This is a genomic window from Allorhizobium sp. GW101-3B10 (assembly GCF_059424725.1).
In genome coordinates, this window is record NZ_JBWKZR010000001.1 from 541,995 (window position 1) to 559,020 (window position 17,026).

Genomic DNA, 17,026 nt, shown 5'->3' on the forward strand with positions numbered 1-17,026 from the left:
GGGTTTGGAAACAGACGGACTCCCGACCAGCTGCCCGCCTGCCACGACTGCAAGTCAGTCGCGGCCGGCGGGCTTTTTTGTCTGCGGGCGGCTGCGACGGTGGGCGGCCTCTCAGGCGGTCCTGATGTACTCGATCTTGCGGGCCAGCCAGCATCCGAGCGTAAAGCCGCTGACCGCGCCGGATGCATCTCGCCTCACCTGGATCGTCCAGTCTCCGGGTGCCGGGGCATCCATCGAGCGGCGGCAGGACATGATCCAGACGTCTTCGGCGACGGGATAGAGCGGCATCATCTCGCCCTTGCCGAGGAAACCGTCGCAGGCGCCATAGAATGCGCTGCCCGTCGCGACGATCTCCAGCGCGGCATCCAGCTCCGCCGAAACGAAGCGTCCGGCAATGTCGCCCTTCGCATCGCCGGACAGGCGGGTCGCGGAGACGTCGAGATTTTCCCTTGGCCGCCGCATGCGCACGACGTCGCCATCGCGCGACAGCTCCACCGCATCGGACCGGGCGATGCCGTCGTCGCCGAGCGTCAGTGCATCGGAGGCCCCGGCAAAGCGCAGGCTGATGCCGCGATGGCTCTTCGCCACCGTGACCAGCAGGCCCGTTTCCGGATCGAGGTAACGGCCGGTCCAGCCGGGGCCGGCTTCCTGGCCGGTCGACGGTGCAGCGGTTTGCCCGAGGGCCGCCTTCATCAGCCGGACGGCGGTGCCGTGGGCGTCGGCCTCGTGGTTGAACATCGCCACCACGGACAGGCGCTCGGAGGCCGCGTGGAGCCGGTGGCAGCGGAAGCCGCGCAGTGCCCCGCCATGGCCGGTCGTGGCGATCTCGCCGACCTTGCCGTGCGACAGGCCGAAGCCGTAGGGCGCCGGGTTTCCGTCGGAGAAGGTCTGCGGCGTCGACAGGCGGCAATAGAGCCCGTCGGGCTCGTCGCGGGTGCGGTCGATGAAGCTCTCCCAGGCCAGCATGTCGTCGAGCGAAGCCGAGATCCCGGCATCGCCGGTCCAGTAGATGCGGTTGGTCGCCGGGAAGAACCCGACCGTGTCATTGCCCTCGTAGCCGACGGTCTCGGTCCTGGACGTGTCGGCGATCAGGGCGGCGGTCGGCATTCCCGCCGGGTCGAAAATCCGGGAGCGGTAGACCTCGCCGAGCGGCCGGCCGGCCAGATCCTCGATCAGGTCGGAGAGGATGCGGAAATTGCCGTTGGAATAGGAATAGCGGCTGCCCGGCTCGAAATGCGTGCTGCGCATGCGACGGAACAGCTCCTTGGCATCCTCGCGGCGGAAGAGGCCTTCGGCATCGGCGCCATGCAGAACGGTCAATGCCCAGTAGTCCCGAAGCCCCGACTGGTTGTGGCAGAGTTCGGCGACGCTCGGCCGCCGGCCCTCGAGGGCGGGAAGCACGTCGGCCAGTCGAGCGTCCAGGTCTTCCGGCGACCCGGCGAGATCCAGCAGTGCGGCGCAGGTGAACTGCTTGCTGATCGAGCAGATCGGCATCAGGGTTTCGGTGGTCATCGGGCGCCGGTTCTTCAGGTCCGCGAAGCCCCAGGCCTGCCGCAGGACCACCCGGCCGTCCTTGACCACGCCGACGACGCCGCCGGGGCCCTTGGACTTGAGCGGTATGGCGTGAATTTCCCGTTCGAGGCCGGAGAGATCGATGCTGGTCATGATGTGTCGTGCGCTTGCCTGTTGAAGAGCCGGAAGGTGGGAAGGCGATAAGATTTCATCGGCTTGCCGCAGGCAAGGGCGATATCGGCGCTGCCCCCTGAAATCTGCATGGCTGGCGGTCTCGGTATCGCGAACTTGTGGGGTGCTGCCGGAAGGCGGGGCGCCGGATCGGACACGCACCCGTCGGAGGCCGTTTCGTCGAGCGCGAAGTCGCCAGGATCGTGCGAGAGGAGCGCGGGTGCCGCTTCGGTTTTCGCCGGCGAGGGGCGCGCAAACGAGGTCCGAAAACGCAACAAGGGCTCGCCGAATATTCGGCAAGCCCTTGTTTGAATTAGGATGGTGGGCGTGACAGGGATTGAACCTGTGACCCCTACGATGTCAACGTAGTGCTCTCCCGCTGAGCTACACGCCCATCCGATGGCGGCTTAAGACCACAAAACCCTTGGGCCCGTCAATAGGCTTTTTCGGGTTTTATGAAGAGTTTTTTACAGCGTTTCGGCAAGCCCTTACGCAGCAAGGAGTTTGTTGACTTCGTTGACGAGGTCGCGAAGGTGGAAAGGCTTGGAAAGCACCTTGGCGTCCTTCGGAGCCTGCGAGTCGGCGTTGAGGGCGACCGCGGCAAAGCCGGTGATGAACATCACCTTGAGATCGGGATCGAGTTCGGTGGCGCGGCGCGCCAGCTCGATGCCGTCCATTTCGGGCATGACGATGTCGGTCAGCAGCAGCGAGAAGGGTTCTTCCCGAAGGCGGTCATAGGCACTTGCGCCGTTGTCGAAGGAGGACACCTTGTAGCCCGCCTTTTCCAGTGCCTTCACCAGGAACCGGCGCATGTCGTTGTCGTCTTCGGCGAGAAGAATTTTCTGAATCATTGGAGGTCCGCTACTCACTCATTTCCATGGAAGGCTTTCGGGCTTCAAAGTCTGCTCTCGTCGAGTAAACATCCGGTGAAGAACCGGTTTTCCGGGCTCGATCGCCATTGCCGCCAATATGGACTTTCGCAGGGGCAACTGGCAACATGGTCGACGCAACAAGGTTGTGACTTGGTAAAAAAGAGGAACAGTGAACGGGATGACAGGCGATTTCGAGCTGTTCGAGGTGCGCGAGCCGGAAACGCAGTCCATTCCCTTCGTCTACAATTCGCCCCATAGCGGGCGGCGGTACTCCCCCGGCTTCCTCGATCAGTCGCGCCTCGACGGCCTCGCCATACGCCGATCCGAAGACCATTATGTCGACGAGCTGTTCGGTGCAGCGCCGGATTTCGGCGCGCCTTTGCTGCTTGCGCATTTCCCGCGCGCCTTCGTCGACGTCAATCGCGAGCCCTACGAACTCGACCCGCGCATGTTCTCCGACGCGGTGCCGCCCTTTGCCAACATCAATTCCGTGCGCGTCGCCGGCGGGCTCGGCACCATTCCCCGCATCGTCGCCGAGAATGTCGAGATCTACGCCAAGCGGCTGCCGGTAGCGGAAGCGCTCGAACGCATCGAGGCGATCTACAAGCCCTACCATGCCTGCCTGCGGAAACTGATCGCGCGCACCCATGCGCGATTCGGCTTCGGCGTGCTGATCGACTGCCATTCGATGCCAGGCAATATCCGCGTCGCCGGCAGCAGCATCCGGCCCGATTTCATCATCGGCGATCGCTACGGTACCAGCGCTTCGGCCGAACTTTCCCACGCCGCGCAGGAATTTCTCGAAGGGCTGGGCTTCGCCGCCGTGCGCAACAAGCCCTATGCCGGCGGCTTCATCACCGAGCATTACGGCCGTCCGGCCCGCGGCCTGCATGCGCTGCAGATCGAGGTGAACCGCTCGCTCTATGTCGACGAAACGACGCTGGCGAAGCGCGGCGATTTCGGCGCGCTGGCCGGCTCGATCGCCGTATTCATGCAGCAAATGGCTGAATTCGTTGCCGATTATTCCGGCGATACGGCGCTCGCCGCCGAGTAAATCTTCCGCAGATCAAAAAAAACCGCGCCATTGGCGCGGCTAAGTCTAGGGAGGAAACACCCAAGGAGGGTATTTACAGTCCGGAGACTGCAAGGTCATATTATTGTTGCAGCGCACAACCGTCAAGACGCCAGCAGTCACTTTTTTGAGCACGGCGCTTTTTTACGCAATTCGTGCCGACGAGCCACGGTGCCTCCGGCGATTGCAAATCGGCGAAACTGCTTTAAGAGAACGCAGTCCGATCCATTTCCAGCCAGCGGAAAAGCCGATGCGTCCCGACCGCAGTTTCTTCAATCGTCTCGCCGAAGCCGCCAAGGCTGAAACCCTGCCGCGGTTCCGCTCGCCGCTCAGCATCTCCAACAAGGAGCATGGCGGCTTCGATCCGGTGACCGAGGGCGACCAGGCGGCAGAAGCGGCGATCCGCACGCTGATCGAAGCGGAATATCCCGAGCACGGCATTCTCGGCGAGGAGCACGAGGACATCGGCACCGACCGCGACCATGTCTGGGTGATCGATCCGATCGACGGGACGCGCGCCTTCATCTCCGGCGTGCCGGTCTGGGGAACACTGATCGGTTTCCAGGAAAAGGGCCGCTCGGTCATGGGGTTGATGGACCAGCCGTTCACCGGCGAGCGTTATTTCGCCGACGGCGAGCGCTCCTGGTACAGCGGTCCGGACGGGGAGCGGCAGATCCGCACACGCGACTGCGGCGGCATCGAGAATGCCATCCTGTTCACGACCTCGCCGCATCTGTTCAAGGGGGCGGAAATCGCCAAGTTCCAGGCGGTGCAGGACAGGGTGAAGCTCTTCCGCTACGGCATCGACTGCTATGCCTATGCGCTTCTGGCGGCCGGCCACGTCGATCTTGTCATCGAGACCGTGCTGAAACCTTACGACGTCGGCGCGCTGATCCCGCTGATCGAACAGGCGGGCGGCAAGATCACCACCTGGGACGGCGGACGTCCGGAAGCGGGCGGCTGCATCGTGGCTGCGGGGAGCGCCGCGCTCCACGCGCAGGCTCTCGAAATGCTCCGCGACAACTGAGATTCCCTTGCTGAAATCACGTCAGTCCTCGGAAAATTCCGGAAGGGCGGGCGCATTGGCGGATTCCGGCTCGGGGTCTCCCCCGGGAACGAAGGCGTCGAAGGCGGCGAGCGCCTGGGCGCGGAAGCGGTCGCGTTCCTGCAGGATCTCGTGGCGGCTGCCGGGCACCGGCACCAACTGGGCGGCGCGGAAATACTGCGACAACTTCTCCTGATAGGCGAAGGGTACGATGGGATCGTTGCCCGGCGCGACGATCACGGTGGGCACGGTGATCGAGGCCAGATGTTTCGGCGACGAGACCTGCCTGATCGTTTCCTGCGCCTCGTAGAGCCAGCGCGCCGTCGGCGGCCCCAGCGCCAGATGCGGATGCGCCTTCAGGATGTCGACATTGCGCTGGTAACGCTGCTGGTCGGAGGTGAGCGGGTTGTCGTCGTAGGGTTTCGTCGGATCGTCCGAGGTCAGGCAGATGCGCCCGAGGCCGGTGAAGGTGGCCAGCCGCGAAATCCGGTGGATGTTCTTCGGCGACAGCTTCTGCCCGCCGAGGCCGACGAAGGGGGCGAGCAGAACCATGCGGTCGATGCGGTTCGCCAGACGCGGCGCGGCCGACAGCGCGATCAGGCCGCCGGTCGAATGCGCCAGCAGGAAGAAGGGCAGGCGGGTATCGGGCAGGACGATATGCTCGATGAAGAGTTCGAGATCCCGGACATAGTCGGAAAAGCGGTGAACATGGCCCTTGCGGGGATTTTTCAGCAGGCGCTGCGAGCCGCCCTGGCCGCGGAAGTCGAAGGTCGCAACCCACAGGCCGCGGGCATTCAGGTCACGGATGGTCTCGAAATATTTCTCGATCGCCTCGTTGCGTCCGTGCAGCAGGACCACAGTGCCCTTGGCGACCGGGGCATCCGCGCGGAAGACCGCATAACGCAGCTTGACGCCGCGATGGCCGGTGAAGAAGCCGGTAACGGGGGTGCCGGGGATCGGATTGCCGGGAGTGGCGTGAAGGATGGGGTCCATGCTCGCATTCACCGAATCGTGCGCGGGCGCAATCGCCGCTTCACCCAACCGGATAGGACGAAGGCCGGGCGAGGTCAAAGAAAAAAGCCGGAACCGCACAAGGGACACGGGCGCGGTTCCGGCGAAAGGCGACCGAAAGGGAAGGGACGTTTTCTTCCGGCCATCGGGATGAGACATCCGATGGTGGAGTTCTAGCGCGAGGGCCTTGAGCTGCCGCTGAACCGTCCGTTCACGTTGAATTCATCGACCTGGGACGGCCTTGAATTCGAATTGCGCGGTTCCCATCTCCTTTTCGTGGTCGCCATCACGGGATCGCAATCCATTCCGCCGCCGCCGGTCACGGGGCGCCGGACGAGAAAACCGCAAAACGTCGCTTCAAGGAGGACATCATGCGTCACGTCGATTTTTCCCCCCTCTACCGCTCCACCGTCGGCTTCGACCGTCTGTTCACCATGCTGGACAGTCTCGGCCAGCCGGAACAGGCCCAGACCTATCCGCCCTACAACATCGAACGTACGGGCGAGACCACCTATCGCATCACCATGGCGGTCGCCGGTTTCGATGAGTCCGAACTGTCGATCGAGGCCCATGCCCAGGTGCTGACCGTGAAGGGCGAGAAGGCCGAGGAAGACAAGGCCGAGCAGAGCGAATTCCTTTATCGCGGCATCGCCAAGCGCGCATTCGAACGCCGCTTCCAGCTTGCCGACCATGTGGAAGTGCAGAGCGCCTCGCTGAAGAACGGCCTGCTCCACATTGACCTTCTGCGCAACATTCCGGAAGCCATGAAGCCGCGCCGGATTTCGATCAGCGCCGAGGCCGGCAACGCACCGAAGGCAATCGAGGCCCGCGTCGCCTGATCCAAGCGCGCCGGTTAGAATTGAAAAGGGCGGCTCCCCGCATGGGGTGCCGCCCTTTTTCATGGCTGTCGCTCAGAAGTGGACGTCAGGCCAGAACGTCGAGGAACCGGTCGACGTCGTCTTCCGTGGTGGCGAAGCTCGTCACCAGGCGGATCAGCATCTCGTTATCCTGCAGCAGGTCCGGCGTTTCCGCCGGTACGGGCCAGTCGTAGAACTTGGCGCCACGGCTTTCCGCCAGGGCCGCGGCATCCTTGGTGAGGACCGCAAAGACCTCGTTGGTCGTGGTGTTCCAGGCCAGCCGGCTTTTCGATGCCGCGCCGATGCCTGCGCGCAGGCGGTCGGCCGTGGCATTGGCGTTGCGCGCCAGATCGAGCCAGAGCCCGCCCTCGAGATAGGCTTCGAGCTGGGCCGAGATGAAACGCGTCTTGGAGAAGAGCTGGGCCGAGCGCTTGCGGATGAACGGCATTTCGCTCGCCAGTTCGGGTTTCAGGAAGATGATCGCCTCGGCGCACCAGCAGCCGTTCTTGGTGGCGCCGAAGGACAGGATGTCGACGCCGCGCTTCCAGGTCATGTCGGCGGGGCTGGCGTCGAGGGCGACCAGTGCATTGGCGAAGCGGGCGCCATCCATGTGCAGTGGCAGGCTGTTGGCGCGTGCGACGGCGCCGATCGCCTCGATTTCGTCGAGTGAATAGACCGTGCCCGATTCCGTCGCCTGGGTGATGGTGACGGCCATCGGGCGTCCCTGGTGCACGGCACCCGGCGGGTATCGGCCGATGGCGGCGGACAGCGCGTCCTTGTCCATCTTGCCGCCGGGGCCATGGACGGGAAAGAGCCGGCAGGCGCCGGTGAGGAATTCCGGCGCGCCGCATTCGTCGGCCGTGACATGGGCCTCGGAATGGCAGAAAGTGACGCCACCGGGTTTTGCCACTGCGGCCAGCGCAAGCGAATTGGCGGCCGTGCCGGTGCCGACGAAGAAGACGGCGACCTCGCGCTGGAACAGGTCGTTGAAGCGTTCTTCCATGCGCCGGTCGAGGTCGCTGGTGCCGTAAGCGGCGGCATAGCCGGCCGCTTCGCGCGCGAGGCTTTCGGCAATCTTCGGATGGGCGCCGGCCCAATTGTCGGAGGCGAAGAACATGGCAGGGATTCCGTTTGCGAAGGGTGAAATCGGTGATCGGCAGATTAGGGATTTCGACGGCCCGATCAATCCATTCTGCGGCGGACCGATGTGGAATTATACGTGCGCGCAACAACCGGGGTGAATTTTTCGCTTCCGAGTAATTAAATTACTCAATGCGGCCTGAACTTGTAACTTTCGGCTCCGATGGGCGTCAATTTTTTGCCGAACCGCCTTGCGCCGCTATGCGCTTTCTGTCATAGAAAAATGGAAAATAGGTCAGAACAATTGACCTAATTCAATGATCTTGAGCCGGTTCGGTTCGCTTGTCATGATGGTGAGAGCTTTTCTCTCCAGAATGCAGCGGCTGCGCCGGCATCGACGCCAGCGGTTCTGGCGGGACTGAACCCCGGCTCCGGGACGCAAATGGAGGGAAGGCAATGACCAAGATGACGCCATCCGAAGAGATTGTGCAGGCATCCACCGCAGCGAACGAAGATCGCGCGGCACGAGCGGCCACCTATGGTCTTCCCGCCAAACAGGGTCTCTATGATCCGAAGAACGAGCACGATGCCTGCGGCGTCGGCTTCATCGCCCATATGAAGGGCCACAAGTCGCACCAGATCGTCAAGGACGGCCTGTTCATCCTGGAGAACCTGACCCATCGCGGCGCCGTCGGTGCCGATCCCCTGATGGGCGACGGCGCCGGCATCCTGGTGCAGATCCCGGACCGCTTCTTCCGCGAGGAAATGGCCAAGCAGAGCATTACCCTGCCGAAGGCCGGCGAATATGCCGTCGGGCATTTCTTCTTCCCGCAGGACGAGACGCAGATCGCGCACTTCAAGAAGATCATCGCCGAGGTCTGTCAGGCCGAGGGCCAGGTTCTGATCGGCTACCGCGACGTGCCGGTCGACAATTCCTCGCTGTCGAAGGCGCCGGACATCGCCGCGACCGAGCCGCGTCATATCCAGGTCTTCATCGGCGCCGGCCGCGATGCCGCGACGCAGGAGACCTTCGAGCGCCGGCTGTTCCTGCTGCGCAAGGTCATCTCCAACCGCATCTATGACGAGTTCAAGGGCGAGGATACCGGCTTCTATCCGGTGTCCCTGTCGTCCTCGACGATCGTCTACAAGGGCATGTTCCTCGCCTTCCAGGTCGGCGCCTATTACAAGGACCTCGCCGATCCGCGTTTCGAATCCGCCGTGGCGCTCGTCCACCAGCGCTTTTCGACCAACACCTTCCCGTCGTGGAAGCTGGCGCATCCCTACCGCATGGTCGCCCATAACGGCGAAATCAACACGCTGCGCGGCAACGTCAACTGGATGGCGGCGCGCCAGGCTTCGGTCTCGTCGCCGCTGTTCGGCAGCGACATTTCCAAGCTCTGGCCGATTTCCTACGAAGGCCAGTCGGACACCGCCTGCTTCGACAACGCGCTCGAATTCCTCATGCGCGGCGGCTATCCCATGGCACAGGCCGTGATGATGCTGATCCCCGAAGCCTGGGCCGGCAACCAGTCGATGAGCCCGGAGCGCAAGGCGTTCTACGAGTATCACGCGGCGCTCATGGAGCCGTGGGACGGCCCGGCCGCCGTGGCCTTCACCGACGGCAAGCAGATCGGCGCGACGCTCGACCGCAACGGTCTGCGTCCGGCCCGCTATATTGTCACCACGGATGACCGCATCATCATGGCTTCGGAAGCTGGCACGCTGCCGGTGCCGGAGGAGACGATCGTCAAGAAGTGGCGTCTGCAGCCGGGCAAGATGCTGCTGATCGACATGGAAAAGGGTCGCATCATCGGCGACGAGGAGATCAAGTCGGAGCTCTACAAGAGCCATCCCTATCGCGAATGGCTCGACCGGACCCAGCTGATCCTCGAGGACCTGAAGCCGGTGGAACCCCGGGCGCTGCGCCGCGACGTCTCGCTGCTCGATCGCCAGCAGGCGTTCGGCTACACCAGCGAGGACACCAAGCTTTTGATGTCGCCGATGGCGACGACCGGCCAGGAAGCCATCGGATCGATGGGGACCGACACGCCGATTTCCGCCATGTCGCAGAAGTCGAAGCTGCTCTACACCTATTTCAAGCAGAACTTCGCCCAGGTCACCAACCCGCCGATCGATCCGATCCGCGAGGAACTGGTCATGAGCCTCGTGTCGTTCATCGGCCCGCGGCCCAACATTCTCGACCATGCCGGCATGGCCCATGCCAAGCGGCTCGAAGTGCGCCAGCCGATCCTCACCAATGGCGACCTGGAGAAGATCCGCTCGATCGGTCACACGGAAGACCGCTTCGACACCAAGACGCTCGACTTCACCTATGATGCCGATCGCGGCGCCGAAAGCATGCCGGACATGCTCGACCGGCTCTGCGAACGGGCAGAGGCAGCGGTCAAGGGCGGCTACAACATCATCGTCTTGTCCGACCGCCAGGTCGGTCCGGACCGCATCGCCATCCCGGCGCTGCTGGCGACGGCGGCCGTGCACCATCACCTGATCCGCAAGGGGCTTCGCACCTCCGTCGGCCTCGTCGTCGAATCGGGCGAACCGCGCGAAATCCATCACTTCTGCTGTCTCGCCGGCTACGGCGCCGAGGCGATCAACCCGTATCTCGCCTTCGACACGCTGCTCGACATGCACAAGCATGGCGAGTTCCCGAAGGAAGTCTCGGAAGACGAAGTCGTCTATCGCTACATCAAGGCGGTCGGGAAGGGCATCCTCAAGGTCATGTCCAAGATGGGCATCTCGACCTACCAGTCCTATTGCGGCGCGCAGATCTTCGACGCGATCGGCCTGTCGTCGGAACTGGTGGAAAAGTATTTCTTCGGCACCGCGACGATCATCGAAGGCATCGGCCTTGCCGAGATCGCCGAGGAAACCGTTGCCCGCCACAAGGCGGCCTTCGGCAAGGATCCGGTTCTGGCCAACACGCTCGACATCGGTGGCGAATATGCCTACCGCATGCGCGGAGAAAACCATGCCTGGAGCCCGGATTCGATCGCGGCTCTGCAGCATGCGGTGCGCGGCAACAGCCAGGATCGCTACCGCGAGTTTGCCGCGCTGGTGAACGACAGTTCGCTGCGGCTCAACACCATCCGCGGCCTGTTCAAGATCAAGGGCGCCGAGGCGCTCGGCCGCAAGCCGATCTCGATCGACGAGGTCGAGCCGGCCGCCGAGATCGTCAAGCGCTTCTCGACCGGCGCCATGTCCTTCGGCTCGATCAGCCGTGAGGCGCATACGACGCTTGCCGTCGCCATGAACCGGATCGGCGGCAAGTCGAACACCGGCGAGGGCGGCGAAGAGGCAGACCGTTACCTGCCGCTTGCCAATGGCAGCCAGAACCCGGAACGCTCGGCGATCAAGCAGGTGGCCTCCGGCCGCTTCGGGGTCACCACCGAGTACCTGGTCAATGCCGACGTGCTGCAGATCAAGGTCGCGCAGGGTGCCAAGCCCGGCGAGGGCGGCCAGCTGCCCGGCCACAAGGTCGATGCGACGATCGCCAAGACCCGCCACTCGACCCCGGGCGTCGGCCTGATCTCGCCGCCGCCGCACCACGACATCTATTCGATCGAGGATCTGGCCCAGCTGATCTTCGACCTGAAGAACGTCAACCCGGTGGCCGACATCTCGGTCAAGCTCGTCTCGGAAGTCGGCGTCGGCACGGTTGCCGCCGGCGTCGCCAAGGCGCGCGCCGACCACATCACTATTGCCGGTTTCGACGGCGGCACGGGCGCATCGCCGCTCACCTCGCTGAAGCATGCCGGCTCCCCCTGGGAAATCGGCCTTGCCGAGACCCAGCAGACGCTGGTGCTCAACGGCCTGCGTTCGCGCATCGCGCTGCAGGTCGACGGCGGCCTGAAGACCGGCCGCGACGTCATCATCGGCGCGCTGCTCGGGGCGGACGAGTTCGGCTTTGCCACCGCACCGCTGATCGCCGCCGGCTGCATCATGATGCGCAAGTGCCACCTCAACACGTGTCCCGTCGGCGTCGCCACGCAGGACCCGGTCCTGAGAAAGCGCTTCAAGGGTACGCCGGAGCACGTCGTCAACTACTTCTTCTTCGTCGCCGAGGAAGTGCGCGAAATCCTCGCTTCGCTGGGCGTTGCCCGGCTCGACGAGATCATCGGTGCCTCCGAACTGCTCGAAAAGGAGGAGATGCTGGCGCACTGGAAGGCCAAGGGTCTCGACTTCTCGAAGATCTTCCACAAGGTCCCGGCACCGAAGCCCGCGACCTACTGGACCGAGCGGCAGAAGCACCCGATCGACGACGTGCTCGACCGCAGGATGATCGAAAAGGCGATGCCGGCTCTCGAGGCCAAGCAGCCGGTCGTCTTCGACGTCGACATCAAGAACGTCGACCGTTCGGCCGGCGCCATGCTGTCGGGTGAGCTTGCCAAACGCTACGGCCACAAGGGCCTGAAGGACGACACGATCCATGTGACGCTGAACGGCACGGCCGGCCAGTCCTTCGGCGCCTTCCTTGCCCGCGGCATCACCTTCGATCTGGTGGGCGACGGCAATGACTATGTCGGCAAGGGCCTGTCGGGCGGCCGCATCATCGTGCGCCCGCCGGAGAACACGAAGATCGTTGCCGAGGAGTCGATCATCGTCGGCAACACGGTTCTCTACGGTGCGATCGCCGGCGAGTGCTATTTCCGCGGCGTGGCTGGCGAGCGCTTCGCCGTGCGCAACTCGGGCGCCGTCGCGGTGGTCGAGGGCGTGGGCGATCATGGCTGCGAATACATGACCGGCGGCGTCGTCGTCGTGCTTGGCGAAACCGGCCGCAACTTCGCGGCCGGCATGTCGGGCGGTGTCGCCTACGTGCTCGACGAGAGCGGCGATTTCGCCAAGCGCTGCAACATGGCGATGGTCGAACTCGAGCCGGTTCCGGAAGAGGACGACATGCTGGAGAAGTTGCACCACCATGGCGGCGACCTGATGCACAAGGGCCGCGTCGACGTCTCCGGCGACATGACCCGACACGACGAGGAACGCCTCTACCAGCTGATCTCGAACCATCTGCACTACACGGGCTCGGCCCGCGCCAAGCAGATCCTCGACAACTGGGCAGGCTTCCGTCCGAAATTCCGCAAGGTCATGCCGGTCGAGTATCGCCGTGCGCTCGAGGAAATGGAACGCATGCGCATGGGAGTCGCGGCGGAATAACCGCCTTTCGAAGCCGTCTCGCCGGTCATGCGGCGGGACACCCTTCGGGCACCAGAGTGTGCCGTCCACGAGATATTGAGCAGGATCCAGATTATGGGCAAGGTTACAGGTTTTATGGAAATCGACCGGCAGGTCATGAAGTACCAGCCGGCGTCCGACCGCATCCGTCACTTCCGCGAATTCACCATCCCGATGTCGGATGCCGAGGTTACCAAGCAGGCGGCGCGCTGCATGGATTGTGGCATTCCCTACTGCCACGGTCCGACCGGCTGCCCGGTGCATAACCAGATCCCGGACTGGAACGACCTCGTCTACAACAACAAGTGGGAGGAGGCGATCCGCAACCTCCACTCGACCAACAACTTCCCGGAATTCACCGGCCGCGTCTGTCCCGCTCCGTGTGAGGAAGCCTGCACGCTGAACCTCGAAGACACGCCGGTGGCCATCAAGACGGTCGAGCAGGCGATTGCCGACAAGGCCTATGAACTCGGCTTCATCGTGCCGCAGCCGGCAACCGTGCACACCGGCAAGAAGGTGGCGATCATCGGTTCCGGTCCGTCCGGGCTGGCCGCTGCCCAGCAGCTCGGCCGTGCCGGCCATGAAGTGCATGTTTACGAGCGCGAGACCAAGCCCGGCGGGCTGCTGCGCTACGGCATTCCGGACTTCAAGATGGAGAAGAACTTCATCGATCGCCGCGTCGAGCAGATGGAAGGCGAGAACGTCACCTTCCATTGCGGCGTCAATGTCGGCGTCGACGTCAAGACCGAGAAGCTTCTGGCGGACTACGATGCCGTGCTCTATTGCGGCGGCTCGGAAACCCCGCGCGAGGCCGGCATGCCCGGCGTCGACTTCCACGGCGTCTATGACGCGATGCCCTATCTCGTGCAGCAGAACCGCCGCGTCGGCCGCGAGAACATCGACAGCAACGGCTGGCCGTCCGACCCGATCCTCGCCGGCGGCAAGCATGTCGTCGTCGTCGGCGGCGGCGACACGGCGTCCGACTGCGTCGGGACTGCCTTCCGCCAGGGTGCGGTGAAGGTTACCCAGCTCGACATTCGCCCGCGCCCGCCGGAAACCGAGGACAAGCTGGCCATCTGGCCGTTCTGGGCGACCAAGATGCGCACCTCGTCGAGCCAGGCCGAAGGCGCGATCCGCGAGTTCCAGGTCGGCACGCTCGAATTCGTCGGCGAAGACGGCGTACTCACCGGCGTGAAGTGCTGCCAGGTCGACGACAAGCGCAAGCCGATCGCCGGTTCGGAGTTCATCATCAAGGCCGATCTCGCCTTCATCGCCATCGGCTTCCGCGGACCGTTCAACGACAGCGTCGTCAAGGAGCTCGACGGCAAGCTGACGCTCAACACCGACCGCCGCGGCTCGACCAACGTCGTCGCCAACGATCGCGACTACAAGACCTCGGTCGACAAGCTGTGGACGGCGGGCGACGTGCGCCGCGGCCAGTCGCTGGTGGTCTGGGCGATCCGCGAGGGCCGTCAGGCAGCGCGGGCGATCGACGAGGCGCTGATGGGCGCAAGCGTGCTGCCGCGCTGAGCGGCTGCGATCAACAAGCTTGGAGGGGCCGCGTTCGCGGCCCTTTTCATTTCTGGATGGTGCCGGTCTGCAGAATACGCACGTCGTCCACGCGGCCGGACGGCGGCGGCGGCAGGGTGCCGTTCTTGACCAGCTGGTCGCGCGGCGTCGGCATTGCGGCGACGGGCAGGGGCGCCGCGCCGAGCAGTTCGGTCGCGCCGTCGAGTTCCGGATCGAACAGGTCGATCGGCTGGGTTCTGACCAGATTCTGCATTTCCGACGGCGGCAGGTTCAGCAGTTCGGGCAGGTTGCTGGCGTCGAGCCGGACGAGATCGGGGCTCGTCATGTCGCCGAGCAGACGGCGGGCGGACTTCTCGACATAAAAGGCGAGCTTGCGCTTGCCGGCGGCCGTCAGGTTGATGCCGTCCGAGCCGCGCAGACGGACCTGCTGGCCGTTGATGTCCGAGCCGGTGACGATGAAGCGGCCGTCCTGGTCGACGAAGCCTTCCCATACATCGATGAACTCGCCGCCGATGCGCTCGACGGCGCGACGATAGACGGCGTTGAGCGTCAGCGCGTCCGCCGTCATGTTCTGCGGCCGAAAGGCCGGCATGCCGACCCACAGCAAGGGGATCTTGGCATCGGTGACGACCTTGCCGAGCGCGGTCACGCGCCGCTCGTATTCCTCGAACCATTCCGGCGTGCGGAAATTCAGCTTGCCGGACGCCGCCGTCATCTGCTGGCGGTCATTGGCGCCGATCTCGATGATCACGACGGCGGGCTTGACCTCCGCGATCATGGCCGGCAGCTCGGTCTGCCAGTCGAAATAATCGGTGCGCACCAGGCCGGACGAACCATTGCTGCGCTCGTCGATCATGACGCCAGGGGAGGCCGAGAAGGCCTCCACCAGCCCGGTGGCAAGGCCATCGGCGACGAAGTCGCCGATCACCAGGACCTTGCGGGCGTTTTCTATCTTGGCCGGCGGCGGCGGTGCTGGCGCGGTGGTGATGCTGGTGACGCTCTTCGTCTGCTTCTTCACCGCGCGCGGCGTCTTCACCTTGCGCGGTGGCGGGGGCTCCGGATAGCGCGGTTCGCGCTGCCCGAAAAAGAGCTCGATCAGGTTGCGGGGCTGGCGGGTCTGCTGGGCTTCGACACGGGTCGCCAGCACCGACACGGCGAGGAAGGCAAGCGCAATCGCGCCAACCAACCAGCCTAGAGCGGCCCTGTTTTGCCGTGTCTCCCGCATCCCGTTCGCCGTCCCTGTCCGTTTCGCCTACCCACGCGAGATCACCGGATATGTGCTGCGGGCATGGGCGCTTGTCAATTGCGCAGCTTGTCCAGAAGAACCTTCGAGGGTTGTCCGTCCGCGGCCATGCCGAGCCGCGACTGGATGGCGGCGATCGCCGCCTTCGAGCCCGAGCCGAAATTGCCGTCGATCTTGCCGTCATAATAGCCGAGCGCCTGCATGCGGCTCTGCAGCTCGAACTTCTCCTTGATGTCGAGGCTGCCGTCGGGCCGCGGCCATCCCTGCTTCATGCCGCCATAGCCGGCGAGCTCGTCGGCGAGCAGGCCGACTGCCAGCGCGTAGCTGTCGGCGGCGTTGTAGCGCTTGATGGTGAAGAAGTTCTTGGTCATCAGGAAACCGGGGCCGTTGGCGCCGCCCGGCATCTTCAGCTCGGCCCGTTCGGCGCCGTTCTTGAAGCCCTTGCCGCTCGGCCGCACGAAGCCGAGAGCCGCCCATTGGGCAAGCGTCTTCGTCTTGCCGGCATGGGCGTGGCCCCCCTTCGGCACGACGATCTCGTAGCCCCAGGTCTTGCCGGTCTGCCAGCCGTTCTTGGCGAGCAAGTTGGCGGAAGTGGCCAGCGCGTCCGGCACCGAATGCCAGATGTCCTTGCGGCCGTTGCCGTCAGCGTCGATGGCGTAGAGCAGATAGCTCGAAGGGATGAACTGGGTATGGCCCATGGCGCCCGCCCAGGAGCCCATCAGGTTCTTGGAGGAGACGTCGCCGTTCTGCAGCATCTTCAGCGCCGCGACCAGCTGGTTCTTGGCATACTTCGAGCGTTTGGCGTCGGCATAGCCGAGGGTCGCCAGCGCGCGGGGCACGTGATGCAGCCGGTCCGGGCTTTCGAGCGCGGCGCCGTAATTGGACTCCATCGACCAGATGGCGAGCAGGATGTTGCGGTCGACGCCGAAGTGGCGCTCCAGCGCCGCCAGCGTCGAGCCATACTTGGCCGCCATCTCGCGCCCGACCTGGACGGTGTAGGGATTGACCCGCGAATCCAGATAGTCCCAGATCTGCGACTTGAATTCGGGCTGGTAGCGCGCCTTTTCCAGAACGAAGGGATCCGGTTCGGAAACGCCGGCAAAGGCCTGGTTGTAGGTCTTCTGGCTGATGCCGTTCTTGGCCGCAGTCGAATAGAAGCCGTTGATCCACTTCTTGAAACCAGCGTCCGCCGAGGCCGTTCCCGGCATGAGGCCGGCAGCGATGGAAATGGCAATCGCTCCGAGAAGCTTGCGATTTTTACTCGTCATGGGAACATCCCCGCTCTGTTACGGTTCTTTTCCAGCCGGTCTGGAGGCTGTTCACCCTAGGTTAAGGCAACAGCGTCAACAAAGTCTTTACCATCGCACAGGCCCTCGCGAAACCTTTGCGAAATGGTAGTGAATATATAGTAGTGGGCGTGTGCGTATTGAAGGCGCC

Annotated in this window: 11 protein-coding genes and 1 tRNA gene; 5 read left to right on the plus strand and 7 right to left on the minus strand. The window is 64.1% G+C overall.

The window, feature by feature from the left end:
* Positions 1-111 precede the first annotated feature (111 nt).
* The 3 genes from AC07Y0_RS02505 to cpdR1 all read right to left on the minus strand — a co-directional run bounded on the left by AC07Y0_RS02505 (position 112) and on the right by cpdR1 (position 2,534).
* Positions 112-1,665 carry a D-aminopeptidase gene (locus AC07Y0_RS02505; RefSeq protein ID WP_498674220.1) on the minus strand — a complete coding sequence of 518 codons (1,554 nt, stop codon included), beginning with the start codon at positions 1,663-1,665 and terminating at the stop codon, positions 112-114.
* Positions 1,666-2,002: 337 nt separating this feature from the next.
* A tRNA-Val gene (locus tag AC07Y0_RS02510) sits at positions 2,003-2,077 on the minus strand.
* Positions 2,078-2,171: 94 nt separating this feature from the next.
* Positions 2,172-2,534, minus strand: coding sequence for a response regulator CpdR1 (gene cpdR1, locus AC07Y0_RS02515; RefSeq protein WP_028736560.1), 363 nt, complete (start codon positions 2,532-2,534; stop codon positions 2,172-2,174).
* 199 nt (positions 2,535-2,733) lie between these two features.
* Here cpdR1 and AC07Y0_RS02520 point away from each other — a divergent pair, with 199 nt between their 5' ends.
* Together AC07Y0_RS02520 and hisN are read left to right on the plus strand one after the other, a co-directional pair.
* On the plus strand, positions 2,734-3,609 hold the full coding sequence (locus AC07Y0_RS02520; protein ID WP_498680164.1) for an N-formylglutamate amidohydrolase: 876 nt from the start codon (positions 2,734-2,736) through the stop codon (positions 3,607-3,609).
* Between the two features lie 268 nt (positions 3,610-3,877).
* Positions 3,878-4,654, plus strand: a complete 777-nt coding sequence (gene hisN, locus AC07Y0_RS02525) for a histidinol-phosphatase (protein WP_498674222.1) — start codon at positions 3,878-3,880, stop codon at positions 4,652-4,654.
* A 21-nt stretch (positions 4,655-4,675) separates the two neighbouring features.
* Here hisN and AC07Y0_RS02530 read toward each other — a convergent pair whose 3' ends face one another.
* Entirely contained in the window at positions 4,676-5,665 is a 990-nt protein-coding gene (locus AC07Y0_RS02530) for an alpha/beta fold hydrolase (protein ID WP_498674224.1), read from the minus strand.
* A 389-nt stretch (positions 5,666-6,054) separates the two neighbouring features.
* Between AC07Y0_RS02530 and AC07Y0_RS02535 the strand changes: the two genes are divergently transcribed.
* Complete coding sequence (locus AC07Y0_RS02535; RefSeq protein ID WP_454746905.1) at positions 6,055-6,522, plus strand: Hsp20 family protein; 468 nt, start codon at positions 6,055-6,057, stop codon at positions 6,520-6,522.
* Positions 6,523-6,607: 85 nt separating this feature from the next.
* On the opposite strand, the gene AC07Y0_RS02540 is transcribed toward AC07Y0_RS02535, so the two are convergent.
* Complete coding sequence (locus AC07Y0_RS02540) at positions 6,608-7,657, minus strand: threonine aldolase family protein (protein ID WP_498674225.1); 1,050 nt, start codon at positions 7,655-7,657, stop codon at positions 6,608-6,610.
* A 419-nt stretch (positions 7,658-8,076) separates the two neighbouring features.
* On the opposite strand from AC07Y0_RS02540, the gene gltB reads away from it, so the two are divergent.
* Together gltB and AC07Y0_RS02550 are read left to right on the plus strand one after the other, a co-directional pair.
* The gene (gene gltB / locus AC07Y0_RS02545; protein ID WP_498674227.1) at positions 8,077-12,798 is read left to right on the plus strand and encodes a glutamate synthase large subunit; all 4,722 of its coding nucleotides are present in this window, start codon (positions 8,077-8,079) and stop codon (positions 12,796-12,798) included.
* Positions 12,799-12,891: 93 nt separating this feature from the next.
* A complete protein-coding gene (locus AC07Y0_RS02550) occupies positions 12,892-14,346 on the plus strand; it encodes a glutamate synthase subunit beta (protein WP_028736553.1) in 1,455 nt (484 codons plus the stop codon).
* Positions 14,347-14,392: 46 nt separating this feature from the next.
* Here the strand turns inward: AC07Y0_RS02550 and AC07Y0_RS02555 are convergent, their stop codons facing one another.
* Both AC07Y0_RS02555 and AC07Y0_RS02560 read right to left on the minus strand, forming a co-directional pair.
* Positions 14,393-15,571, minus strand: a complete 1,179-nt coding sequence (locus AC07Y0_RS02555) for an SGNH/GDSL hydrolase family protein (protein ID WP_498674229.1) — start codon at positions 15,569-15,571, stop codon at positions 14,393-14,395.
* A gap of 74 nt (positions 15,572-15,645) precedes the next feature.
* Positions 15,646-16,857, minus strand: a complete 1,212-nt coding sequence (locus AC07Y0_RS02560; RefSeq protein ID WP_498674231.1) for a lytic murein transglycosylase — start codon at positions 16,855-16,857, stop codon at positions 15,646-15,648.
* Positions 16,858-17,026: the final 169 nt, after the last annotated feature.